This window comes from Reyranella sp., assembly GCF_036558665.1.
Classification (GTDB): domain Bacteria; phylum Pseudomonadota; class Alphaproteobacteria; order Reyranellales; family Reyranellaceae; genus Reyranella.
Map to the genome: position 1 here is coordinate 84172 of NZ_DATBFE010000038.1, position 14264 is coordinate 98435.

Below are 14264 nucleotides of genomic sequence, written 5' to 3' on the forward strand. Positions count from 1 at the left end.
ATGTCGGAAGCTGCCGTAACCGGCCCGCCTCCGTTGCCGATCGAACTCTATGTCACCGAGCTCGGTTCAACGGATTTTCCATTGGAGGCCGTCGCGCTTTGCACGGTACATTATTCCGAGTCGGGTCCGCTGCTGCGGCGACTGATCGAACGGGCGGCGGCCGGCGCTTGAGGATGGCCTCGAACAAGTCGCGGGCACTTCCATCGAAGATGCCCGCGACGATGCGTGGCAAGCCTTCGCGCGATGCTCTTCTTGAACGCAGCGACCCTTCTGACCTTCGACAAGCGTCGCAGGGGACATCCGTTTGGAAGACGACGAAGACTTCCCCAGCGGCAGCGAACCTGCCGACGGGAGTGACACGCGACGTTGAACTGAGCGACCCCTGCCCCTGTGGCAGCGGGAAGAAGGCCGAGCGTTGTTGTCTGAAGGCCTAGCGACAATACGACAAGGTGGCGCCGCTTGACGCTGCGGGATTCACACGTAATGAAGCGTTGGTCCGGTGTGAATCACGGAAGCCTGGCACCGAATGACGGACGAGCCTGTTCCAGATGACCTGCGCGCCTTCATCCTGGAGCATATCGAATCGGTGGCCCAGCTCGAAGCGCTCCTGCTGCTGCGCCGCGAGGCCAAGCGCGAATGGAATGCCGAGAGCGCCGCCAGGTGGCTGTACGTTCCGCAAAGCGTGGCCGCCGACGTCCTTGCCCGGCTTCGTGCCGACGGCCTTCTCGTTTCCAACCACCACCGGTACCGTTACGCGCCCGCGACGCCCGAGTTGTCGCGGATGGTGGATCGCCTCGCGGAGACCTATTCGCGCGCCCTCATCCCGGTGACGAACATTATTCACAACAATCCGCTGAGGCTGCGCAAGTTCGCTGATGCCTTCAGGTTCAGAAAGGACAAGTGAGATGGCCGCGGCGATCTACAGTCTGTGCTCGTTGGTCGCCCTCGTCTGCACCTTCCTTCTGCTGCGCGCCTATGCTTCCAGCCGCCTGCGGCTGCTGCTGTGGAGCGGCCTGTGTTTCGCCGGACTGACCGCGAACAACGTCCTGCTCTTTCTGGACAAGATTGTCTTCACCGAGATCGATCTGTCGCTCTGCCGCACGGTGGTGGCCGTCGCCGCGATGATGGTGCTGTTGTACGGCCTGATCTGGGATGCCCACTGATGGACGCCTTGTCTTCCATGCTGGTCGGCGCGGCTTCGACGCTGAGCCTCGTGGCCGCCCTCTTCTTCCTCCGCTTCTGGCGACGCACGCATGACGGCTTCTTTCTCTTGTTCTCGATCGCCTTCGCGATCGACGCCCTGACACGCTTCATCCTCGGCTGGGCAGAGGTGCCGGACGAATCCCAGCCGTACTACTACCTGCCGCGGCTCGTGATGTTCGGCCTGATCATCGTCGCCGTGATCCAGAAGAACCGGCCGAGAGCCGGACGGTAGGCATCTGGTACGGACGGGCACGAATGCACAAATAGGACCAATGGCAAGAAGATCCGGCAGCGCCGACCTGCCGCTGCATGGCGGCCGCGTTCCGGCATGGCTTGGCCGGCGCATGGCGCGCCTCGGAGCGGTCATCACCGAGGCGATCGTCCATCACTACGGCCGCGAGGAGTTCCTGCGGCGGTTGGCACATCCGTTCTGGTTCCAGTCGTTCGGCGCCGTGATGGGCATGGACTGGCATTCCTCCGGCATCACGACCAGCGTCGTCGGCGCCCTGAAGCACGGCCTTGCGCCACGCGCCGGCGAGCTCGGCCTGCATGTCTGCGGTGGGCGCGGCAGCCACTCGCGCCAGACCCCGCACGAGCTGGTGGCGATCGGTGACCGCGTCGGCTTCGATGGCGCCGCCCTCGCCAAGGCGAGCCGGCTGGTCGCCAAGGTCGATAGTGCCGCCGTGCAGGACGGCTTCGACCTCTACCTGCATGGCTTCATCGTCACCGACGACGGCAAGTGGGTCGTGGTCCAGCAGGGCATGAACGGCGCGAGCCGGCTCGCCCGCCGCTATCACTGGTTGTCGGCAGATCTCAAGAGCTTCGTCGAGACCCCACACGCCGCCATCGATGGCAGGAACCAGGGCAAGATCATCAACCTCACCGACCGACGGGCGGCGGCATCCCGGCAAGGTCAGCTCGATCTCCTCGCCGATCTCGGGCCCGACCTCATCGTGCGCGAGGTTGCCCGGCTCGAAGGCAAGGAGCCGGTGCCCTTGCTGCCGCATCTCGTGATGCCGGTCCATCACGATGTCCGTCCCAAGGACGTGATCCTGCGCCGTCTGCATGGCGCCCTGGCAGCGGCGAGCGAAAGCGGCCCCACCGACTTCGCCGATCTTCTGCTCGTGCCCGGCGTCGGCGCACGCACCGTGCGTTCCCTCGCCATGGTGGCCGAGGTCGTGCATGGCGCACCCTGCCGCTTCGCCGATCCGGCGCGCTTCTCGCTGGCCCATGGCGGCAAGGACCGCCATCCTTACGCGGTGCCGACCAGGGTGCTCGACGAGACGATCGGCGTGCTCAAGTCTGCACTCGCGAGCGCCCGGCTCGGCAACGACGAGAAGCTCGAGGCCATTCGCCGCCTCGATCATCAGGCGCGCGCGCTCGAGGGCCGAGCCATGGGCCCGTCGTTCGAAGCCTTCACGGCGGAGGAGTTCCGTCGTTCGCCCGACTATGGCGGACGAAGCGTCTTCGGCTGGGAACCGCGTTCCAACGGCGCACCTCAGAAGGGAACGCGCTAACCAGCGCCGCGAGCGCGACCTGCATCGACACAATTGCCCTATGCGATGTGAAGATTGGAGCGGGCGAAGGGATTCGAACCCTCGACCCCGACCTTGGCAAGGTCGTGCTCTACCCCTGAGCTACGCCCGCGCTCCGAACCGGCAGGGTAGGTGCCGGAAGGCGGTGGTGATAAGGGTTTTTGTCTTCCTTGGCAAGTCACCCCCAACTCAACCGCGGGCCAGCAGGCGCTGTAGATATTTGCCGTATTCGCTCTGCTTGATGGGCTCGATCAGGCGCGCGAAGGCCCCGTCGTCGATGTAGCCCTTGCGCCAGGCGACCTCTTCCGGGCTGCCGATCTGCAGGCCTTGTCGTTCCTCGACCGTCTCGACGAATTGCGCGGCGCGCAGCAGGCTGGTCGGTGTTCCCGTGTCGAGCCAGGCATAGCCACGACCCAGCTTTTCGACAGTGAGCCGGCCTTCCTTCAGGTAGTGCGCATTGACGTCCGTGATCTCGAGCTCGCCGCGTGCCGACCGCGGGATCGAGGCGGCCAGGTCGCATACATCGGCATCGTAAAAATAGAGCCCTGTCACGGCCCAGTTCGAGCGTGGAGCCTTGGGCTTCTCGACGATCGAGGTCGGACGCCCCGAGCCGCCGAACTCGATCACCCCATAGGCCGACGGATCGCTCACCCAGTAGGCGTAGATTACGGCGCCGCTTGCCGTGGCTCCCCGCTCGGCCATCGCCGGCAGCGAATCGCCGTAGAAGAGATTGTCGCCGAGGATGAGCCCGACCCGATCGCTGCCGATGAACTCGCGGCCGACGAGGAAGACCTCGGCGATGCCGCCGGGCCGCGGCTGCACCGCGTAGTCGATGCGCAAGCCCCATTGGCTGCCGTCACCGAACAGGCGGCGATAGGCGTCCTCGTCCTGGGGATTGACGACCAGAAGGATCTCGCGGCACCCCGCCAGCATCAGCGTCGTGAGCGGGTAGTAGACCATCGGCTTGTTGTATACCGGCAGGAGCTGCTTGTTGGCGGCCCGCGTCATCGGGTAAAGCCGCGTGCCGCTGCCGCCAGACAGAACGATGCCTTTCATGCCTTACTGTAGACCGTGCCGATGCTGACGCCGCAACAACTATTCGCCCACCTCGACACGCTGGGCCTTGCCCATCGCTCGGTCGAGCACGCACCGGTCTTCACGGTCGAGGAAGCCAAGGCGCATCGCGGCGAGCTGCCAGGTCACCACATCAAGAACCTCTTCCTGCGCAACAAGAAGGAGCAGATGTGGCTGGTCGTGGCGCTCGAGGATCGAACCATCGACCTCAAGTCGCTGGGCGAGATTCTCGGTGCGGGCCGGCTGTCGTTCGGCAGTCCCGACCGCTTGCGCCGAACGCTGGGCATCGAGCCGGGCTCGGTGACGCCCTTTGCGCTGATCAACGACAGGGAGCGCCGCGTAACGCTCGTCCTCGACCGTGCCTTGAGCGCCGGCGGTCCGATCAACGCGCATCCGCTCACCAACACCATGACGACGGCCATCAGCTTCACCGACCTCGGGCGCTTTTTCGATGCCACCGGCCATCAGCCTCGGTGGCTCGACTTTCCGCTTTGACGGGCTTCGTGACAGAGGCTGGGCGCGTGTTACATTGTAACCGATGTTGTTGCGTGCTTTCTTCGTCGCCCTGCTCGTTCTCGGCACCCTGCCCGCGTCGGCCCAGACGAAGCTGAAGGCAGTGGCGACCTTCTCCATCCTCGGCGACTTCGTGGCCGAGGTGGGCGGCGACAAGGTCGAGGCAAGCGCGATCGTCGGGCCGGACACCGATGTACACACCTACCAGCCCCGGCCGCGCGACGCGCGCCTGCTGGCGGGTGCGCAGGTGCTGGTGAGCAATGGCCTCGGCTTCGAGGGCTGGCTCGACCGGCTGGCCGAGGCATCGTCCTTCAAGGGCCGCCGCATCGTGGCGTCATCGGGGGCACCGACGGCGAAAGATCCGCACTGCTGGCAGGATGTCGCCTGCGCACGCCGCTACGTCGCCAATATCGCCGACGGCCTCGCCGCCGCCGATCCTGCCGATGCCGCCTTCTATCGCGGCCGTGCCGCCGCCTATGACAGGAAACTTGCCGCTCTCGATGCGTGGATCCGCGCGGAAATCGCCACGGTGCCAAGCGACCGGCGCAAGGCGATCACCGGTCACGACTCGTTCGAGTACTTCGCGCGCGCCTATGGCGTCCGGTTCGCCGCGCCGCGCGGCTACAGCAGCGACAGCGAGCCGACGGCGCGTGACATGGCGGCGCTCATCCGCGAAGTGCGCAGGCAGGGGATCAAGGCGCTGTTCGTCGAGAACCTTACCAATCCCGCCTTGGTCGACGAGATCGCGCGCGATGCCGGTGCCACGGTCGGCCCGCGGCTCTACAGCGATGCGCTCTCGGGAGCCGAGGGGCCCGCGGCGACATACGATGCGATGATGCGCTACAACGTGGCGACCCTGGTCGCGGGAATGAAGAAGAACTGAGTCTTCGGGACGGCGAGCATCTTGCTCGCTCATGATCATGAGCGAGCCGAAGGTCGCGGTCCAAAAGACTCAGACCGCCACGAACGGCAGGCCGGCTTTCCGTCGCGCCGCCTGCAGCGTGTTGTACATCAGGCAGGCAACTGTCATCGGCCCGACGCCGCCGGGCACCGGCGTGATCTGGGCTGCGATCGGCAAGGCCTCGGCGAAGGCGACATCGCCCACCAGTCGGGTCTTGCCCTCCGCCGCCGGCACGCGATTGATGCCGACATCGATCACCGTGGCGCCTGATTTGATCCAGTCGCCGCGCACGAAGCCCGGCTTGCCGATCGCCACCACCAGGATATCGGCAAGCCGGCAAAGGGCGGGCAGATCGCGCGTGCGCGAGTGGCCGATGGTGACGGTGCAACTGGAGCGCAGCAGCAGTTGCGCGACGGGCCGCCCGACGAGATTGGAACGTCCGATCACCACCGCGTGCCGGCCGGCGAGCGGGCCCAGCGCATCGGCGAGCAGCATCGAGCAGCCGAGCGGTGTGCACGGAACCGGGAAGTCGAGCAACGCGCCGGGCGCGATCGAGCCCAGGCGCCCGACATTGATGGGGTGTAAGCCGTCGACATCCTTGTCCGGATCGACCGCGAGCAGCACGCGCGACGTGTCGATCTGCCTGGGCAGCGGGAGCTGCACCAGGATGCCGTTGACGGCGGGATCGGCATTGAGCTTTCGCACCAGCGCCAGCAGCTCCTCCTCGCCGGTCTCGGCCGGCAAGCGATGCTCGAAGCGCGTCATGCCGAGCTCGGCCGCCATCTTGCCCTTGCTGCGGACATAGACCTGGCTTGCCGGATCCGCGCCTACCAGGACGGTGGCGAGACCCGGCGTCGATCCCGCCGCCGCCTTCAGCTCGGCGACACCCTTGCCCACGCGCTCGCGCAGCCCTGCCGCAAACGCTTTGCCGTCGATCAGCTTCGCCTCAGCCATGCTGCTTCACCCACTCTTCTATCCGACCGACCAGCATCTGCGGATCGCCTGCCACGCTGACCGTCTTGTCGCGCGAGGTCGCACCCTTGATGACCGCGAAGGACGATTTCGGCAGCCGCCAGCTCTCCGTCAGCAACGCCACCAGAGCAGCATTGGCCTTGCCATTCTCCGGCGGTGCCGTCACTGCCGCCTTGAGTACGTCCCCGGAAATCTCCAGCGCGGTCCGCCGGGCGCGCGGCTGGACACGCAACTCCACCGTGACGCCGGAACGGCCGCGACGCAGGAACGGCGTATTCAGCGCACCAACGTTGGCCAGACGTACTCCCATAGCAGGCTGCGAATGAAGAACAGGCCGAGAAGGAGGATCACCGGGGAAATATCGATGCCGCCGAGGTTGGGCAAGATGCGCCGGATCGGCCGCAGTACCGGCTCGGTGATACGATAAAGGAAATCGACCACCCAATGGATGAACTGGTTGCGCACATTCACCACACCGAATGCCACGAGCCAGCTCATGATCGCGCTCGCGATCACGATCCAGGTGTAGATGTCGATGATTTTGTCGATCAGCAACGCCAGCGACAGCATCGGCTCCCCGTCTCCAACTCCGGCACGCCGCCGGGCCGGGCGCACCCTACTCGGCGGATATTGCCGATCACAAGCTTATTTCCCGCCGGCCTTACAGCCGAGAAAGCGTCAGCTCGACGCCGCCCAGGCGAATCGTACGCACCGACGTGATGTCGCGCGGCCCGTGTTCGGGCAGCAGCCGCGCACCGTCGATCAAGGTTCCGCCGGCACTGCCAAGGTCGGCGAGGCCCAATCGCGCGCCCGCGACCATCAGCCGGGCGTGCGGCCAGCCCACCGACGGATCGGGCACGGAGAGGTCGGTCGGCTGCGCCGCGGGCGCACCGGTCAGCATCCAGGCGGATGACGAAGCATCGAAGGAGAGCGACACCGCGGCGCCGTCGGCGAGCTTGCCCGTCAGCGTCCAGCCGCGCGCGTCGGCCAGCGCTTTGGGTGGCGGCGGCAAGGCCGATGGAGCGGCCGGCGCTCGCGCCGTGCCCGCCGCTGGCCCCGATCCCGCCGGCGCCGCCGCTGCGCGCGTCACGGCTGCCGCGTCGCGCGGCCAGCGCATGAAGGCGAAGATCCAGAGCAGCACCAGCGGCACGATCGTGCCGACCGCGGTCAGGGTCAGCAGAACGGCACCGAGGCCTGTCCAGCCCGGCAGGCCTGCTTTTTCGACAATGCGCCACGCCATCCACGCCGCCAGCACCAGCGCCACCAGCGCGAAGGCGCTGCTCAGCCCGACGAGACCCAGGAGAGCAGCGATCCCGGTACCCATGTCAGCCCGAGTCCGGCGTCGCCTCGCCGTTCGGCCAGTCGCCGAAGGCCAGGATCGCCATGACGATGAACGAGCCGATCATCGGAATCAGATGCAGGAGCGACCACGCGCCGGCGAAGCCTGCGCGCACGCAGATGCGCCAGGTCGGGATGATCAGGAACAAGGCGATGAAGATATGGCCGATCAGCAGCATCAGCAGGACGAAGGAGCCGATGCCCAGGAACCACGAGAGAACGTAGTAGAACGTGTCAGGCAAGTGCTACGACCTCGATCTCGACCAGCGCGTCGCGCGGCAGCCGCGCCACCTCGACGGTCGAACGTGCCGGAGGATTGGGGCCAAAATATTCCGCGCGGCCGTACACTTCGTTCATGGCCGCGAAATCGTTCATGTTCTTGATGAAGACCGTCGTCTTGACGACGCGGTCGAGATCACTGCCGGCGGCTTTCAGTACGGCTCGCAGGTTCTCGAGCACCTGCTTGGTCTGCTCGGCAACCCCGCCCGGAACGATGTTGCCGGTCGCCGGGTCGAGCGGAATCTGGCCGGCGCAATAGACCATGCCGCCGGCCATGATGGCCTGGGCATAGGGGCCGAGCGCCTTGGGCGCGGTATCGGTCTGGACCGGTTTCTTGTCGCTTGCCACGGCTCGATACTCCACTGAGACAGGCCGCGACGCTACCACAGGGTCGTTTGCTTGACAGGTGGCCCAACAGGCATTATCCGCGCGGTCTTCGGGAAACGGGGGGCTGTAGCTCAGCTGGGAGAGCGCCTCGTTCGCAATGAGGAGGTCAGGGGTTCGATCCCCCTCAGCTCCACCAACCGCTTCCCGATTGCGACCCCTTTCCGCAACGCGAGGATCGGGTCATCCCGCCGGGATGACAAGCGAGACCGCGACACGGCACACTTGCCGGCGATGCGCCTCACGAAGCCTACCCTCGCGCAGCTCGGACTGACCGGCGAAGAAGGCCGGATCCTGCGGGCGCTCAGGACACCGGTGCGCATCCAGCAATTCGTGATCGGCCTCAATGCCAACTTCGAGCCTGGCGGCGACACGCTGCGGTCGGTGCGGGGCGTATTGCGGCACCGCCAGGCGCACTGCATCGAAGCGGCCCTCACCGCCGCCTGCGCGCTCTGGCTGCAGGGCGAACCGCCATTGCTGATGGATCTGACGGCCAAGGGCGATTCCGACCACGTCGTCGCCCTGTTCAGGCGTCAAGGCTGCTGGGGCGCCATCTCGAAGAGCAATCACGTTTGGCTGCGCTGGCGCGATCCCGTCTATCGCAGCCTGCGCGAGCTTGCCATGTCCTATCTCCATGAATACACCAACCATGCACGCAAGACGTTGCGCACCTATTCGGTGCCGGTCGACCTTCGGCGTTTCCCCTCCGCGATGTGGGTGACCAACGACGAGGATTGCTGGGAAGTCGGCGCGGCCCTCGACGATGTGCGGCACTATCGCTTGCTGACACCAGCCCAGGCGCGGCGTCTGGCGCCGCGTGACGCCACCGAGCTGCGCGCCGACGACCTCGTGCAGTACGAAAGCGACGACCGCAGAACCGCACGAAAGTATTGAGCAGCATGACCTGTATCGTTCTCGCCCTCGCCTTCGCCCTGATCGCCCCGGTCGTTCATGCGCAGATCCCGGCGGAGTGGAAGGCGGCCGCTCAGGCCGTGATCGGCGATCTCGAGCGCGACACGCCCCAAGCACAGGCGCCGTGGGGGCCCGAATTGCATCAGGGATGGCGGCTCGCCCGCACCTGGCGTCAGCACAACCATGGCAATGTAGAGATCATCCTCGCGGAATATCTCACCTTCACCCTGCTCTGCCGCGAATCCGGCTGCCCGGGCGAGACGATCGAGGGGAAGTCCTACGGCGAAGTGGCGCACGATATGAAAGCGCTGCGCGCCGCGCAGGGCAACTCCTACGCACTGGCGAGGAACATCCACACCTGGCTGGCCGGCCTCAGCGATCCGACCGGCGCGGCGGCGAAGAACGCTGTGATGTGGAGTCGTGATCTCGACAACGTTGCTGCGGATGTCGAGAAGGCCGATCTCTATGCCCTCTACTGGATGCTGGCACGCACGCGGCCGTCAACGGCCGAGCAGGCGGCGGTCTTCTCCCGTCTTGCCCTGTTCGTCCAGCAAAAGGCTTGGATCGGCGGCAGATGCCTCGACATCTCGCATATCGCGACCATCCTCGGCGCGCCGCCGCAGATCGACCGCTGCAAGTGACTCATTTCTCTTCCTCCTCTCCCCCCGCCAGGGGGAGAGGAACATGAAGAAGACCGACCACTACTCGGCCGCGATCGCGTCCTTGACGAACTTCTTGGCGTCGAAGTCCTCGGCGACCTTCATGTCGTTACCGATCAGCTTCTCGACATCGATCTTGGCGTATTCCATCACGCCCATGTCGCCCAACGCCTTCTGCACCTTGGGCCCGAACAGACCGATCTCCTTGAGAATCGGAACGATTCGGGTGAAGAGCCGCGAGCGGAACTGCTGCATGGCGCCCGACTCGTAGGCGTACTTCATCAGTTCGTCGACGGGCAGACCCGAGCGCTGCCAGACCTCGGCCTGGTTGAAGCGGTCACGCATGAAGTAAAGCGCCTCGACCGTGAACTCCTCGCGCTCGGCGCGCTCGGCGTCGGAAAGGTGGGGATAGTACTCCCGCAGCGCCATACGACCGAACGTGACATGACGTGCCTCGTCCTGCATGACGTAGGCGTTCACCGACGCGGCAAGGTTATTTTTGGCCTGGTCGCGGATGCGCTGGAAGGCGGCAAGCGCGAGCCCCTCGATCAACACCTGCATGCCGAGATAGGTCATGTCCCAACGCCGATCGTTCAGCGTCTGTTCGAGCAGGTTCTTCAGCGACTCGGTGATCGGGTAGGCGCTCTTGAACTTCTCGTGGATCAGCCGCTTGTAGCTTTCGACATGGCGCGCCTCGTCCATGACCTGCGTGGCGGCATAGAATTTGGCGTTGATGTCGGGCACCGTGTTGACGATCTTGGCAGTGGCGATCAGCGCGCCCTGCTCGCCATGCATGAACTGGCAGATCGTGTGACACTGCAGGTTGAAGCGGAGCCAATTCCGCTCCTTCTCGGTCATCCTCTCCCAAATCGGCGAACCGTAGATGGGAATGGACTCGTCGGCCAACCCCATCGGGTTTTCCTCGAACAGCTCCTGCGACCAGTCGATGCGGGTGCTGGCATCCCACTGCTGCTGCTTGCCCTTTTCATACAGGTTCAGGAGATCGGCCGAGCCGTCGTCGTATTCCCAGTTGAAATGGATTTCGGTCGCGCCGTCGAATTTCCAGTCGGTAATCTCGACCGGCAACTGATAGATCTTCTTGGTCGTCATAGGCCCTTGCCTCCTGAGCTTGAACCTTGTCCCATCCGAAAGTCCGGACGTCTCAAAATGACGCTCTGTTCATTTTTCTCGGCGACGCTAGCACACTCTGCTACGAGAGTCCCCGGGTAAAATCGCACCCTGACTGAGAGCAGATTTATCAATGGCTTATCATCAATTGCGCATCGCCAAGATCGTCCAGGAGACCGCCGATGCGCGGTCCTTCGTCCTCGAAGTGCCGGCCGACCTGGTCGACAAGTTCAAGTACCGCGCCGGCCAGTTCCTGACCTTCCGCGTGCCGCATGACGAAGGCGCGTTCAACCGCTGCTATTCGCTGTCGAGTGCGCCGGAAACGGAAGGCCACCTCAAGGTAACGGTGAAACGCGTCACCGGCGGCAGGGGCTCCAACTGGTTCAACGACGCGCTGCGGGAAGGCGGCACGCTCGAGGCCCTGCCGCCTGCCGGTCGCTTTGTGCTGGCCGAGAGCGACGTCCCGCTGCTGCTGTTCGGCGGCGGCAGCGGGATCACGCCGATGATGTCGCTGATCAAGAGCGCGCTGCAGTCGGGCCGGCGCCGCATCCGCCTTTTCTACGCCAATCGAGACAGGCCTTCGATCATCTTCGCAGCCGAGTTGGTTGCCCTGCTGGGCGGCAATGCGGGACGGCTGGAGATCATCCATCATGTGGATGCCGAGCAGGGGCTCACCAGGCCGGACGAGGTCGTCGACGCGCTGAAGGGATTCGAGGAGGCCGATGCCTATCTCTGCGGCCCCGGACCATTCATGAACCTGGTAGAGACCACCTTGCTCGGCGCCGGGATGCCGCGCGAGCGCCTGCGGATCGAGCGGTTCGAGGCTTCGGGCAACGATGCCGTGCCGGTCGAACCGCAGGAGGAGGGCGACGTGATCCCGGGCGAGATCACCCTCCACTTCGAGAACAAGGTTCACAAGATTCCCTACAAGAAAGGGCAGACCGTGCTCGAGGCGGCGCGGGCCGCCGGACTGAACCCGCTCTCCTCTTGCGAGGAAGGCTTCTGCGCCTCATGTGCGGCCAAGCGCATCAAGGGCAAGATCGTGCTGGCGAAGAACGACATCTACACGGCCGACGACCTCGCCAACGACTGGATCCTGACCTGCCAGGCGCATTGCTTCGGGCCGGAGGTCGAGATCACCTACGACGTGGTGTGATTCCCGGGCGCCCCGTGATCCCGTTCACGACAGGTTGCCGTTTCGGGCGCTGATCGGTGGGCCGCGTCGCCATCCAGGCTGTTACGCTCGCCACCATCGCCGGCATCGCCGATGCCGTGGGCTATCTCAACATGGGCGGCGTTTTCGCCGCCAACATGACCGGCAATACCGTCCTGGCCGGCATCGCCGCGGCGCAAAAGGATCTCACCGGAACGTGGCACCACCTGGCGCCGCTCGCCGCCTTCTTCGCCGGCGCAATGCTCTCGCGGCTGCTGCTGCGGCTGACAGGTCGAGCGGCGCCGGGGCTGATCGCCGAGGCGATGCTGATGGCCAGTCTCGGCTTCCTGCCGGTCGCGCGCGAGCTGCAGGTGCTGGCGCTTGCAGTGGCAATGGGTCTGCAGGCCTCCGCGGTGACGCAGTTCAACGGCGTCACCCTCAGCACCGTCGTGGTGACGAGCACGCTCGCGCGCACCGCCGACGGCCTGCTCGACTGGCTGGCCGGCGGACCGGCAAAGCCGGCATTGCCTGCCGTAGCAAGGCCATGGCTGCTCGCGTCCACCTTGATCAGCTATTTGATCGGCGCGATAGCAGGCGCATTGCTGGTTGCGCTCGTGGCCTGGCCGCTATTGGTGCCGGCGGCGCTGCTGGCATTGCTGTTGCTGGTCGCGCGGCCATAAGGCCGGGCAATCAACCGCAGAAATCGTGATCGCCGCGCACACCGGCCTCGGGCGCCGTGGCGGCCATCGTCATTCGGCGGCCACCGCCCGCTCGACGAACATCTTGCGGTCGAAGTCGTCGGCGACCCGGCCATCATTGGCGAGCTGCTCGCTCACGTCGACCTTCGCATAATCCATCACGCCCATCTCGGCGAAGGCTTTCTGCACCCGAGCGCCCCACAGGCCGATATCCTTGACCGTGGGCACGACGCGGCTGAACAGCCGGCCGCGGAACGAGTTCATCTGCTTTGAATTGTAGTGGATGTCGTCCAACACCTTGGCCGGGAGACCCAGCCGTTCCCATACTTCCGACTGGTTGAAGCGGTCTCGCATGAAAAGAAGCGCTTCGACCACGAACTCCTCGCGCTCGTCGCGCTCGGCGTCGGACAGCTGCGGATAATAGTCGCGCAAAGCCAGGCGCCCGAACGAGACGTGGCGGGCCTCGTCTTGCATCACGTAGGCGTTTACCGCGCCGGCAAGGGTATTGCCGGACTTGTCGCGGATCGACTGGAAGGCGGCGAGCGCCAGGCCCTCGATCAGGACTTGCATGCCGAGATAGGTCATGTCCCAGCGGCGATCGGTGAGCGTCTGCTCCAGGAGCGCCTTCAGCGCCTTGTTGATCGGATAGGCGAGCTGGAACTTCTCGTGCAGCAGGCGCTTGTAGGCTTCGACATGGCGCGCCTCGTCCATGACCTGCGTGGCGGCATAGAACTTGGCGTTCATGTCGGGCACGGTGCCGACGATCTTGGCGGTCGCGATCAGGGCGCCCTGCTCGCCGTGCATGAACTGGCTGATCGAATTGGCCTGCAGGTGGCGGCGCAGCCAGGACTTCTCCTTGTCCGTCATCTTGCGCCAGTATTCCGTGTCGTAGATCGAGATCGCCTCGTCCTTCAGCTCCATCGGATTGTCGGGATTGAGCTCGAGCGACCAGTCGAGCCGCGTGCTGGCGTCCCACTGCTGCTTCTTGCCCTTCTCGTAGAGCTCGAGCAGCGAGTCCGAGCCGTCATCGTACTCCCAGTTGAACTGGATCTCGGTGGCGCCGTCGAACTTCCACTCGGTGGTCTCGATGGGCAGGGCGTAGATGCGCTGCGTGCTCATGAGCGGGCCCTCCCGGGCGCATTATCGTCGGGTTTTGGAAAAGATGACGCTTTGGTCACCTTTTGGCAAGAGCGCCCGTCAGGGCTGCAGCCGGTAGCCGCCGCGGTCGGTGATCAGAATGGCGGCGCTGGCCGGATCGCGTTCGATCTTCTGGCGCAGGCGGTAGATATGCGTTTCGAGCGTGTGGGTGGTGACACCGGCGTTGTAGCCCCAGACCTCGTTCAGGAGGACGTCGCGCGCCACCGGCCGGTCGCCGGCGCGGAACAGGTATTTCAGGATCGAGGCTTCCTTGTCGGTCAGCCGGATCTTCTTCTTGCCGCCCTTTTCCAGCAGCACCTTGCCGGCCGGATGGAACTCGTAGGGCCCGATCGTCATCACCGCGTCCTCGCTGCGCTC

At 65.1% G+C, this 14264-nt stretch carries 22 protein-coding genes and 2 tRNA genes; 13 read left to right on the top strand and 11 right to left on the bottom strand.

From position 1 onward, the window contains the following. The 6 genes from VH499_RS05900 (at position 1) to VH499_RS05920 (ending at position 2720) form a co-directional block, all read left to right on the top strand. The gene (locus VH499_RS05900; RefSeq protein ID WP_332051767.1) at positions 1-171 is read left to right on the top strand and encodes a hypothetical protein; all 171 of its coding nucleotides are present in this window, start codon (positions 1-3) and stop codon (positions 169-171) included. A gap of 50 nt (positions 172-221) precedes the next feature. After that, entirely contained in the window at positions 222-434 is a 213-nt protein-coding gene (locus VH499_RS26135) for an SEC-C metal-binding domain-containing protein (RefSeq protein WP_414709752.1), read from the top strand. Positions 435-526: 92 nt separating this feature from the next. Then, on the top strand, positions 527-904 hold the full coding sequence (locus tag VH499_RS05905; protein WP_332051768.1) for a hypothetical protein: 378 nt from the start codon (positions 527-529) through the stop codon (positions 902-904). Position 905: 1 nt separating this feature from the next. Then, complete coding sequence (locus VH499_RS05910; protein ID WP_332051769.1) at positions 906-1163, top strand: DUF5985 family protein; 258 nt, start codon at positions 906-908, stop codon at positions 1161-1163. Continuing rightward, on the top strand, positions 1163-1435 hold the full coding sequence (locus VH499_RS05915; RefSeq protein ID WP_332051770.1) for a DUF5985 family protein: 273 nt from the start codon (positions 1163-1165) through the stop codon (positions 1433-1435). Before VH499_RS05910 ends, VH499_RS05915 begins: the two co-directional genes overlap by 1 nt. A 40-nt stretch (positions 1436-1475) precedes the next feature. Beyond that, positions 1476-2720, top strand: a complete 1245-nt coding sequence (locus tag VH499_RS05920; RefSeq protein ID WP_332051771.1) for a DUF763 domain-containing protein — start codon at positions 1476-1478, stop codon at positions 2718-2720. A gap of 55 nt (positions 2721-2775) precedes the next feature. On the opposite strand, the gene VH499_RS05925 is transcribed toward VH499_RS05920, so the two are convergent. Continuing rightward, positions 2776-2850, bottom strand: a tRNA-Gly gene (locus VH499_RS05925). A gap of 77 nt (positions 2851-2927) precedes the next feature. Beyond that, positions 2928-3794 carry a glucose-1-phosphate thymidylyltransferase RfbA gene (gene rfbA, locus VH499_RS05930; RefSeq protein ID WP_332051772.1) on the bottom strand — a complete coding sequence of 289 codons (867 nt, stop codon included), beginning with the start codon at positions 3792-3794 and terminating at the stop codon, positions 2928-2930. Positions 3795-3815: 21 nt separating this feature from the next. Between rfbA and VH499_RS05935 the strand changes: the two genes are divergently transcribed. Together VH499_RS05935 and VH499_RS05940 are read left to right on the top strand one after the other, a co-directional pair. Further along, a complete protein-coding gene (locus VH499_RS05935) occupies positions 3816-4307 on the top strand; it encodes a prolyl-tRNA synthetase associated domain-containing protein (protein WP_332051773.1) in 492 nt (163 codons plus the stop codon). Positions 4308-4350: 43 nt separating this feature from the next. Beyond that, positions 4351-5208, top strand: coding sequence for a metal ABC transporter solute-binding protein, Zn/Mn family (locus VH499_RS05940; RefSeq protein ID WP_332051774.1), 858 nt, complete (start codon positions 4351-4353; stop codon positions 5206-5208). 69 nt (positions 5209-5277) lie between these two features. On the opposite strand, the gene folD is transcribed toward VH499_RS05940, so the two are convergent. The 6 genes from folD to VH499_RS05970 form a co-directional block, all read right to left on the bottom strand. Next, the gene (gene folD, locus VH499_RS05945) at positions 5278-6180 is read right to left on the bottom strand and encodes a bifunctional methylenetetrahydrofolate dehydrogenase/methenyltetrahydrofolate cyclohydrolase FolD (RefSeq protein WP_332051775.1); all 903 of its coding nucleotides are present in this window, start codon (positions 6178-6180) and stop codon (positions 5278-5280) included. Then, positions 6173-6508 carry a DUF167 domain-containing protein gene (locus tag VH499_RS05950; protein ID WP_332051776.1) on the bottom strand — a complete coding sequence of 112 codons (336 nt, stop codon included), beginning with the start codon at positions 6506-6508 and terminating at the stop codon, positions 6173-6175. Before VH499_RS05950 ends, folD begins: the two co-directional genes overlap by 8 nt. Further along, positions 6475-6768, bottom strand: coding sequence for a YggT family protein (locus VH499_RS05955; protein WP_332051777.1), 294 nt, complete (start codon positions 6766-6768; stop codon positions 6475-6477). Before VH499_RS05955 ends, VH499_RS05950 begins: the two co-directional genes overlap by 34 nt. A 91-nt stretch (positions 6769-6859) precedes the next feature. Then, entirely contained in the window at positions 6860-7522 is a 663-nt protein-coding gene (locus VH499_RS05960; protein WP_332051778.1) for an FHA domain-containing protein, read from the bottom strand. A 1-nt stretch (position 7523) separates the two neighbouring features. Further along, positions 7524-7778 (bottom strand): hypothetical protein, encoded by a 255-nt coding sequence (locus tag VH499_RS05965; protein WP_332051779.1) that lies wholly within the window; start codon positions 7776-7778, stop codon positions 7524-7526. Further along, positions 7771-8091 (bottom strand): Rid family detoxifying hydrolase, encoded by a 321-nt coding sequence (locus VH499_RS05970; RefSeq protein ID WP_422662701.1) that lies wholly within the window; start codon positions 8089-8091, stop codon positions 7771-7773. The genes VH499_RS05965 and VH499_RS05970 overlap by 8 nt, the downstream gene beginning before the upstream one ends. Positions 8092-8262: 171 nt before the next feature. On the opposite strand from VH499_RS05970, the gene VH499_RS05975 reads away from it, so the two are divergent. The 3 genes from VH499_RS05975 (at position 8263) to VH499_RS05985 (ending at position 9752) form a co-directional block, all read left to right on the top strand. After that, a tRNA-Ala gene (locus VH499_RS05975) sits at positions 8263-8338 on the top strand. A gap of 95 nt (positions 8339-8433) precedes the next feature. Continuing rightward, entirely contained in the window at positions 8434-9093 is a 660-nt protein-coding gene (locus VH499_RS05980; protein WP_332051781.1) for a hypothetical protein, read from the top strand. A 5-nt stretch (positions 9094-9098) separates the two neighbouring features. Continuing rightward, positions 9099-9752, top strand: coding sequence for a hypothetical protein (locus tag VH499_RS05985; RefSeq protein WP_332051782.1), 654 nt, complete (start codon positions 9099-9101; stop codon positions 9750-9752). 60 nt (positions 9753-9812) lie between these two features. Here the strand turns inward: VH499_RS05985 and VH499_RS05990 are convergent, their stop codons facing one another. Next, positions 9813-10880 carry a ferritin-like domain-containing protein gene (locus VH499_RS05990; RefSeq protein ID WP_332051783.1) on the bottom strand — a complete coding sequence of 356 codons (1068 nt, stop codon included), beginning with the start codon at positions 10878-10880 and terminating at the stop codon, positions 9813-9815. Positions 10881-11031: 151 nt separating this feature from the next. Here VH499_RS05990 and VH499_RS05995 point away from each other — a divergent pair, with 151 nt between their 5' ends. Next, entirely contained in the window at positions 11032-12054 is a 1023-nt protein-coding gene (locus VH499_RS05995) for a ferredoxin--NADP reductase (protein ID WP_332051784.1), read from the top strand. 56 nt (positions 12055-12110) lie between these two features. After that, positions 12111-12731 (top strand): YoaK family protein, encoded by a 621-nt coding sequence (locus VH499_RS06000; RefSeq protein ID WP_332051785.1) that lies wholly within the window; start codon positions 12111-12113, stop codon positions 12729-12731. A gap of 69 nt (positions 12732-12800) precedes the next feature. On the opposite strand, the gene VH499_RS06005 is transcribed toward VH499_RS06000, so the two are convergent. Further along, complete coding sequence (locus VH499_RS06005; protein ID WP_332051786.1) at positions 12801-13868, bottom strand: ferritin-like domain-containing protein; 1068 nt, start codon at positions 13866-13868, stop codon at positions 12801-12803. Positions 13869-13946: 78 nt separating this feature from the next. Next, positions 13947-14264: winged helix-turn-helix domain-containing protein (locus tag VH499_RS06010; RefSeq protein WP_332051787.1), on the bottom strand; the 318-nt coding region annotated here is incomplete at its 5' end.

Bases quoted from the DNA above. Each gene is read 5' to 3' on its own strand.
- VH499_RS05900 (WP_332051767.1), top strand. From the start codon at position 1: ATGTCGGAAGCTGCCGTAACCGGCCCGCCTCCGTTGCCGATCGAACTC.
- VH499_RS26135 (WP_414709752.1), top strand. From the start codon at position 222: ATGCGTGGCAAGCCTTCGCGCGATGCTCTTCTTGAACGCAGCGACCCT.
- VH499_RS05905 (WP_332051768.1), top strand. From the start codon at position 527: ATGACGGACGAGCCTGTTCCAGATGACCTGCGCGCCTTCATCCTGGAG.
- VH499_RS05910 (WP_332051769.1), top strand. From the start codon at position 906: ATGGCCGCGGCGATCTACAGTCTGTGCTCGTTGGTCGCCCTCGTCTGC.
- VH499_RS05915 (WP_332051770.1), top strand. From the start codon at position 1,163: ATGGACGCCTTGTCTTCCATGCTGGTCGGCGCGGCTTCGACGCTGAGC.
- VH499_RS05920 (WP_332051771.1), top strand. From the start codon at position 1,476: ATGGCAAGAAGATCCGGCAGCGCCGACCTGCCGCTGCATGGCGGCCGC.
- rfbA (WP_332051772.1), bottom strand. From the start codon at position 3,794: ATGAAAGGCATCGTTCTGTCTGGCGGCAGCGGCACGCGGCTTTACCCG.
- VH499_RS05935 (WP_332051773.1), top strand. From the start codon at position 3,816: ATGCTGACGCCGCAACAACTATTCGCCCACCTCGACACGCTGGGCCTT.
- VH499_RS05940 (WP_332051774.1), top strand. From the start codon at position 4,351: ATGTTGTTGCGTGCTTTCTTCGTCGCCCTGCTCGTTCTCGGCACCCTG.
- folD (WP_332051775.1), bottom strand. From the start codon at position 6,180: ATGGCTGAGGCGAAGCTGATCGACGGCAAAGCGTTTGCGGCAGGGCTG.
- VH499_RS05950 (WP_332051776.1), bottom strand. From the start codon at position 6,508: ATGGGAGTACGTCTGGCCAACGTTGGTGCGCTGAATACGCCGTTCCTG.
- VH499_RS05955 (WP_332051777.1), bottom strand. From the start codon at position 6,768: ATGCTGTCGCTGGCGTTGCTGATCGACAAAATCATCGACATCTACACC.
- VH499_RS05960 (WP_332051778.1), bottom strand. From the start codon at position 7,522: ATGGGTACCGGGATCGCTGCTCTCCTGGGTCTCGTCGGGCTGAGCAGC.
- VH499_RS05970 (WP_422662701.1), bottom strand. From the start codon at position 8,091: ATGGCCGGCGGCATGGTCTATTGCGCCGGCCAGATTCCGCTCGACCCG.
- VH499_RS05980 (WP_332051781.1), top strand. From the start codon at position 8,434: ATGCGCCTCACGAAGCCTACCCTCGCGCAGCTCGGACTGACCGGCGAA.
- VH499_RS05985 (WP_332051782.1), top strand. From the start codon at position 9,099: ATGACCTGTATCGTTCTCGCCCTCGCCTTCGCCCTGATCGCCCCGGTC.
- VH499_RS05990 (WP_332051783.1), bottom strand. From the start codon at position 10,880: ATGACGACCAAGAAGATCTATCAGTTGCCGGTCGAGATTACCGACTGG.
- VH499_RS05995 (WP_332051784.1), top strand. From the start codon at position 11,032: ATGGCTTATCATCAATTGCGCATCGCCAAGATCGTCCAGGAGACCGCC.
- VH499_RS06005 (WP_332051786.1), bottom strand. From the start codon at position 13,868: ATGAGCACGCAGCGCATCTACGCCCTGCCCATCGAGACCACCGAGTGG.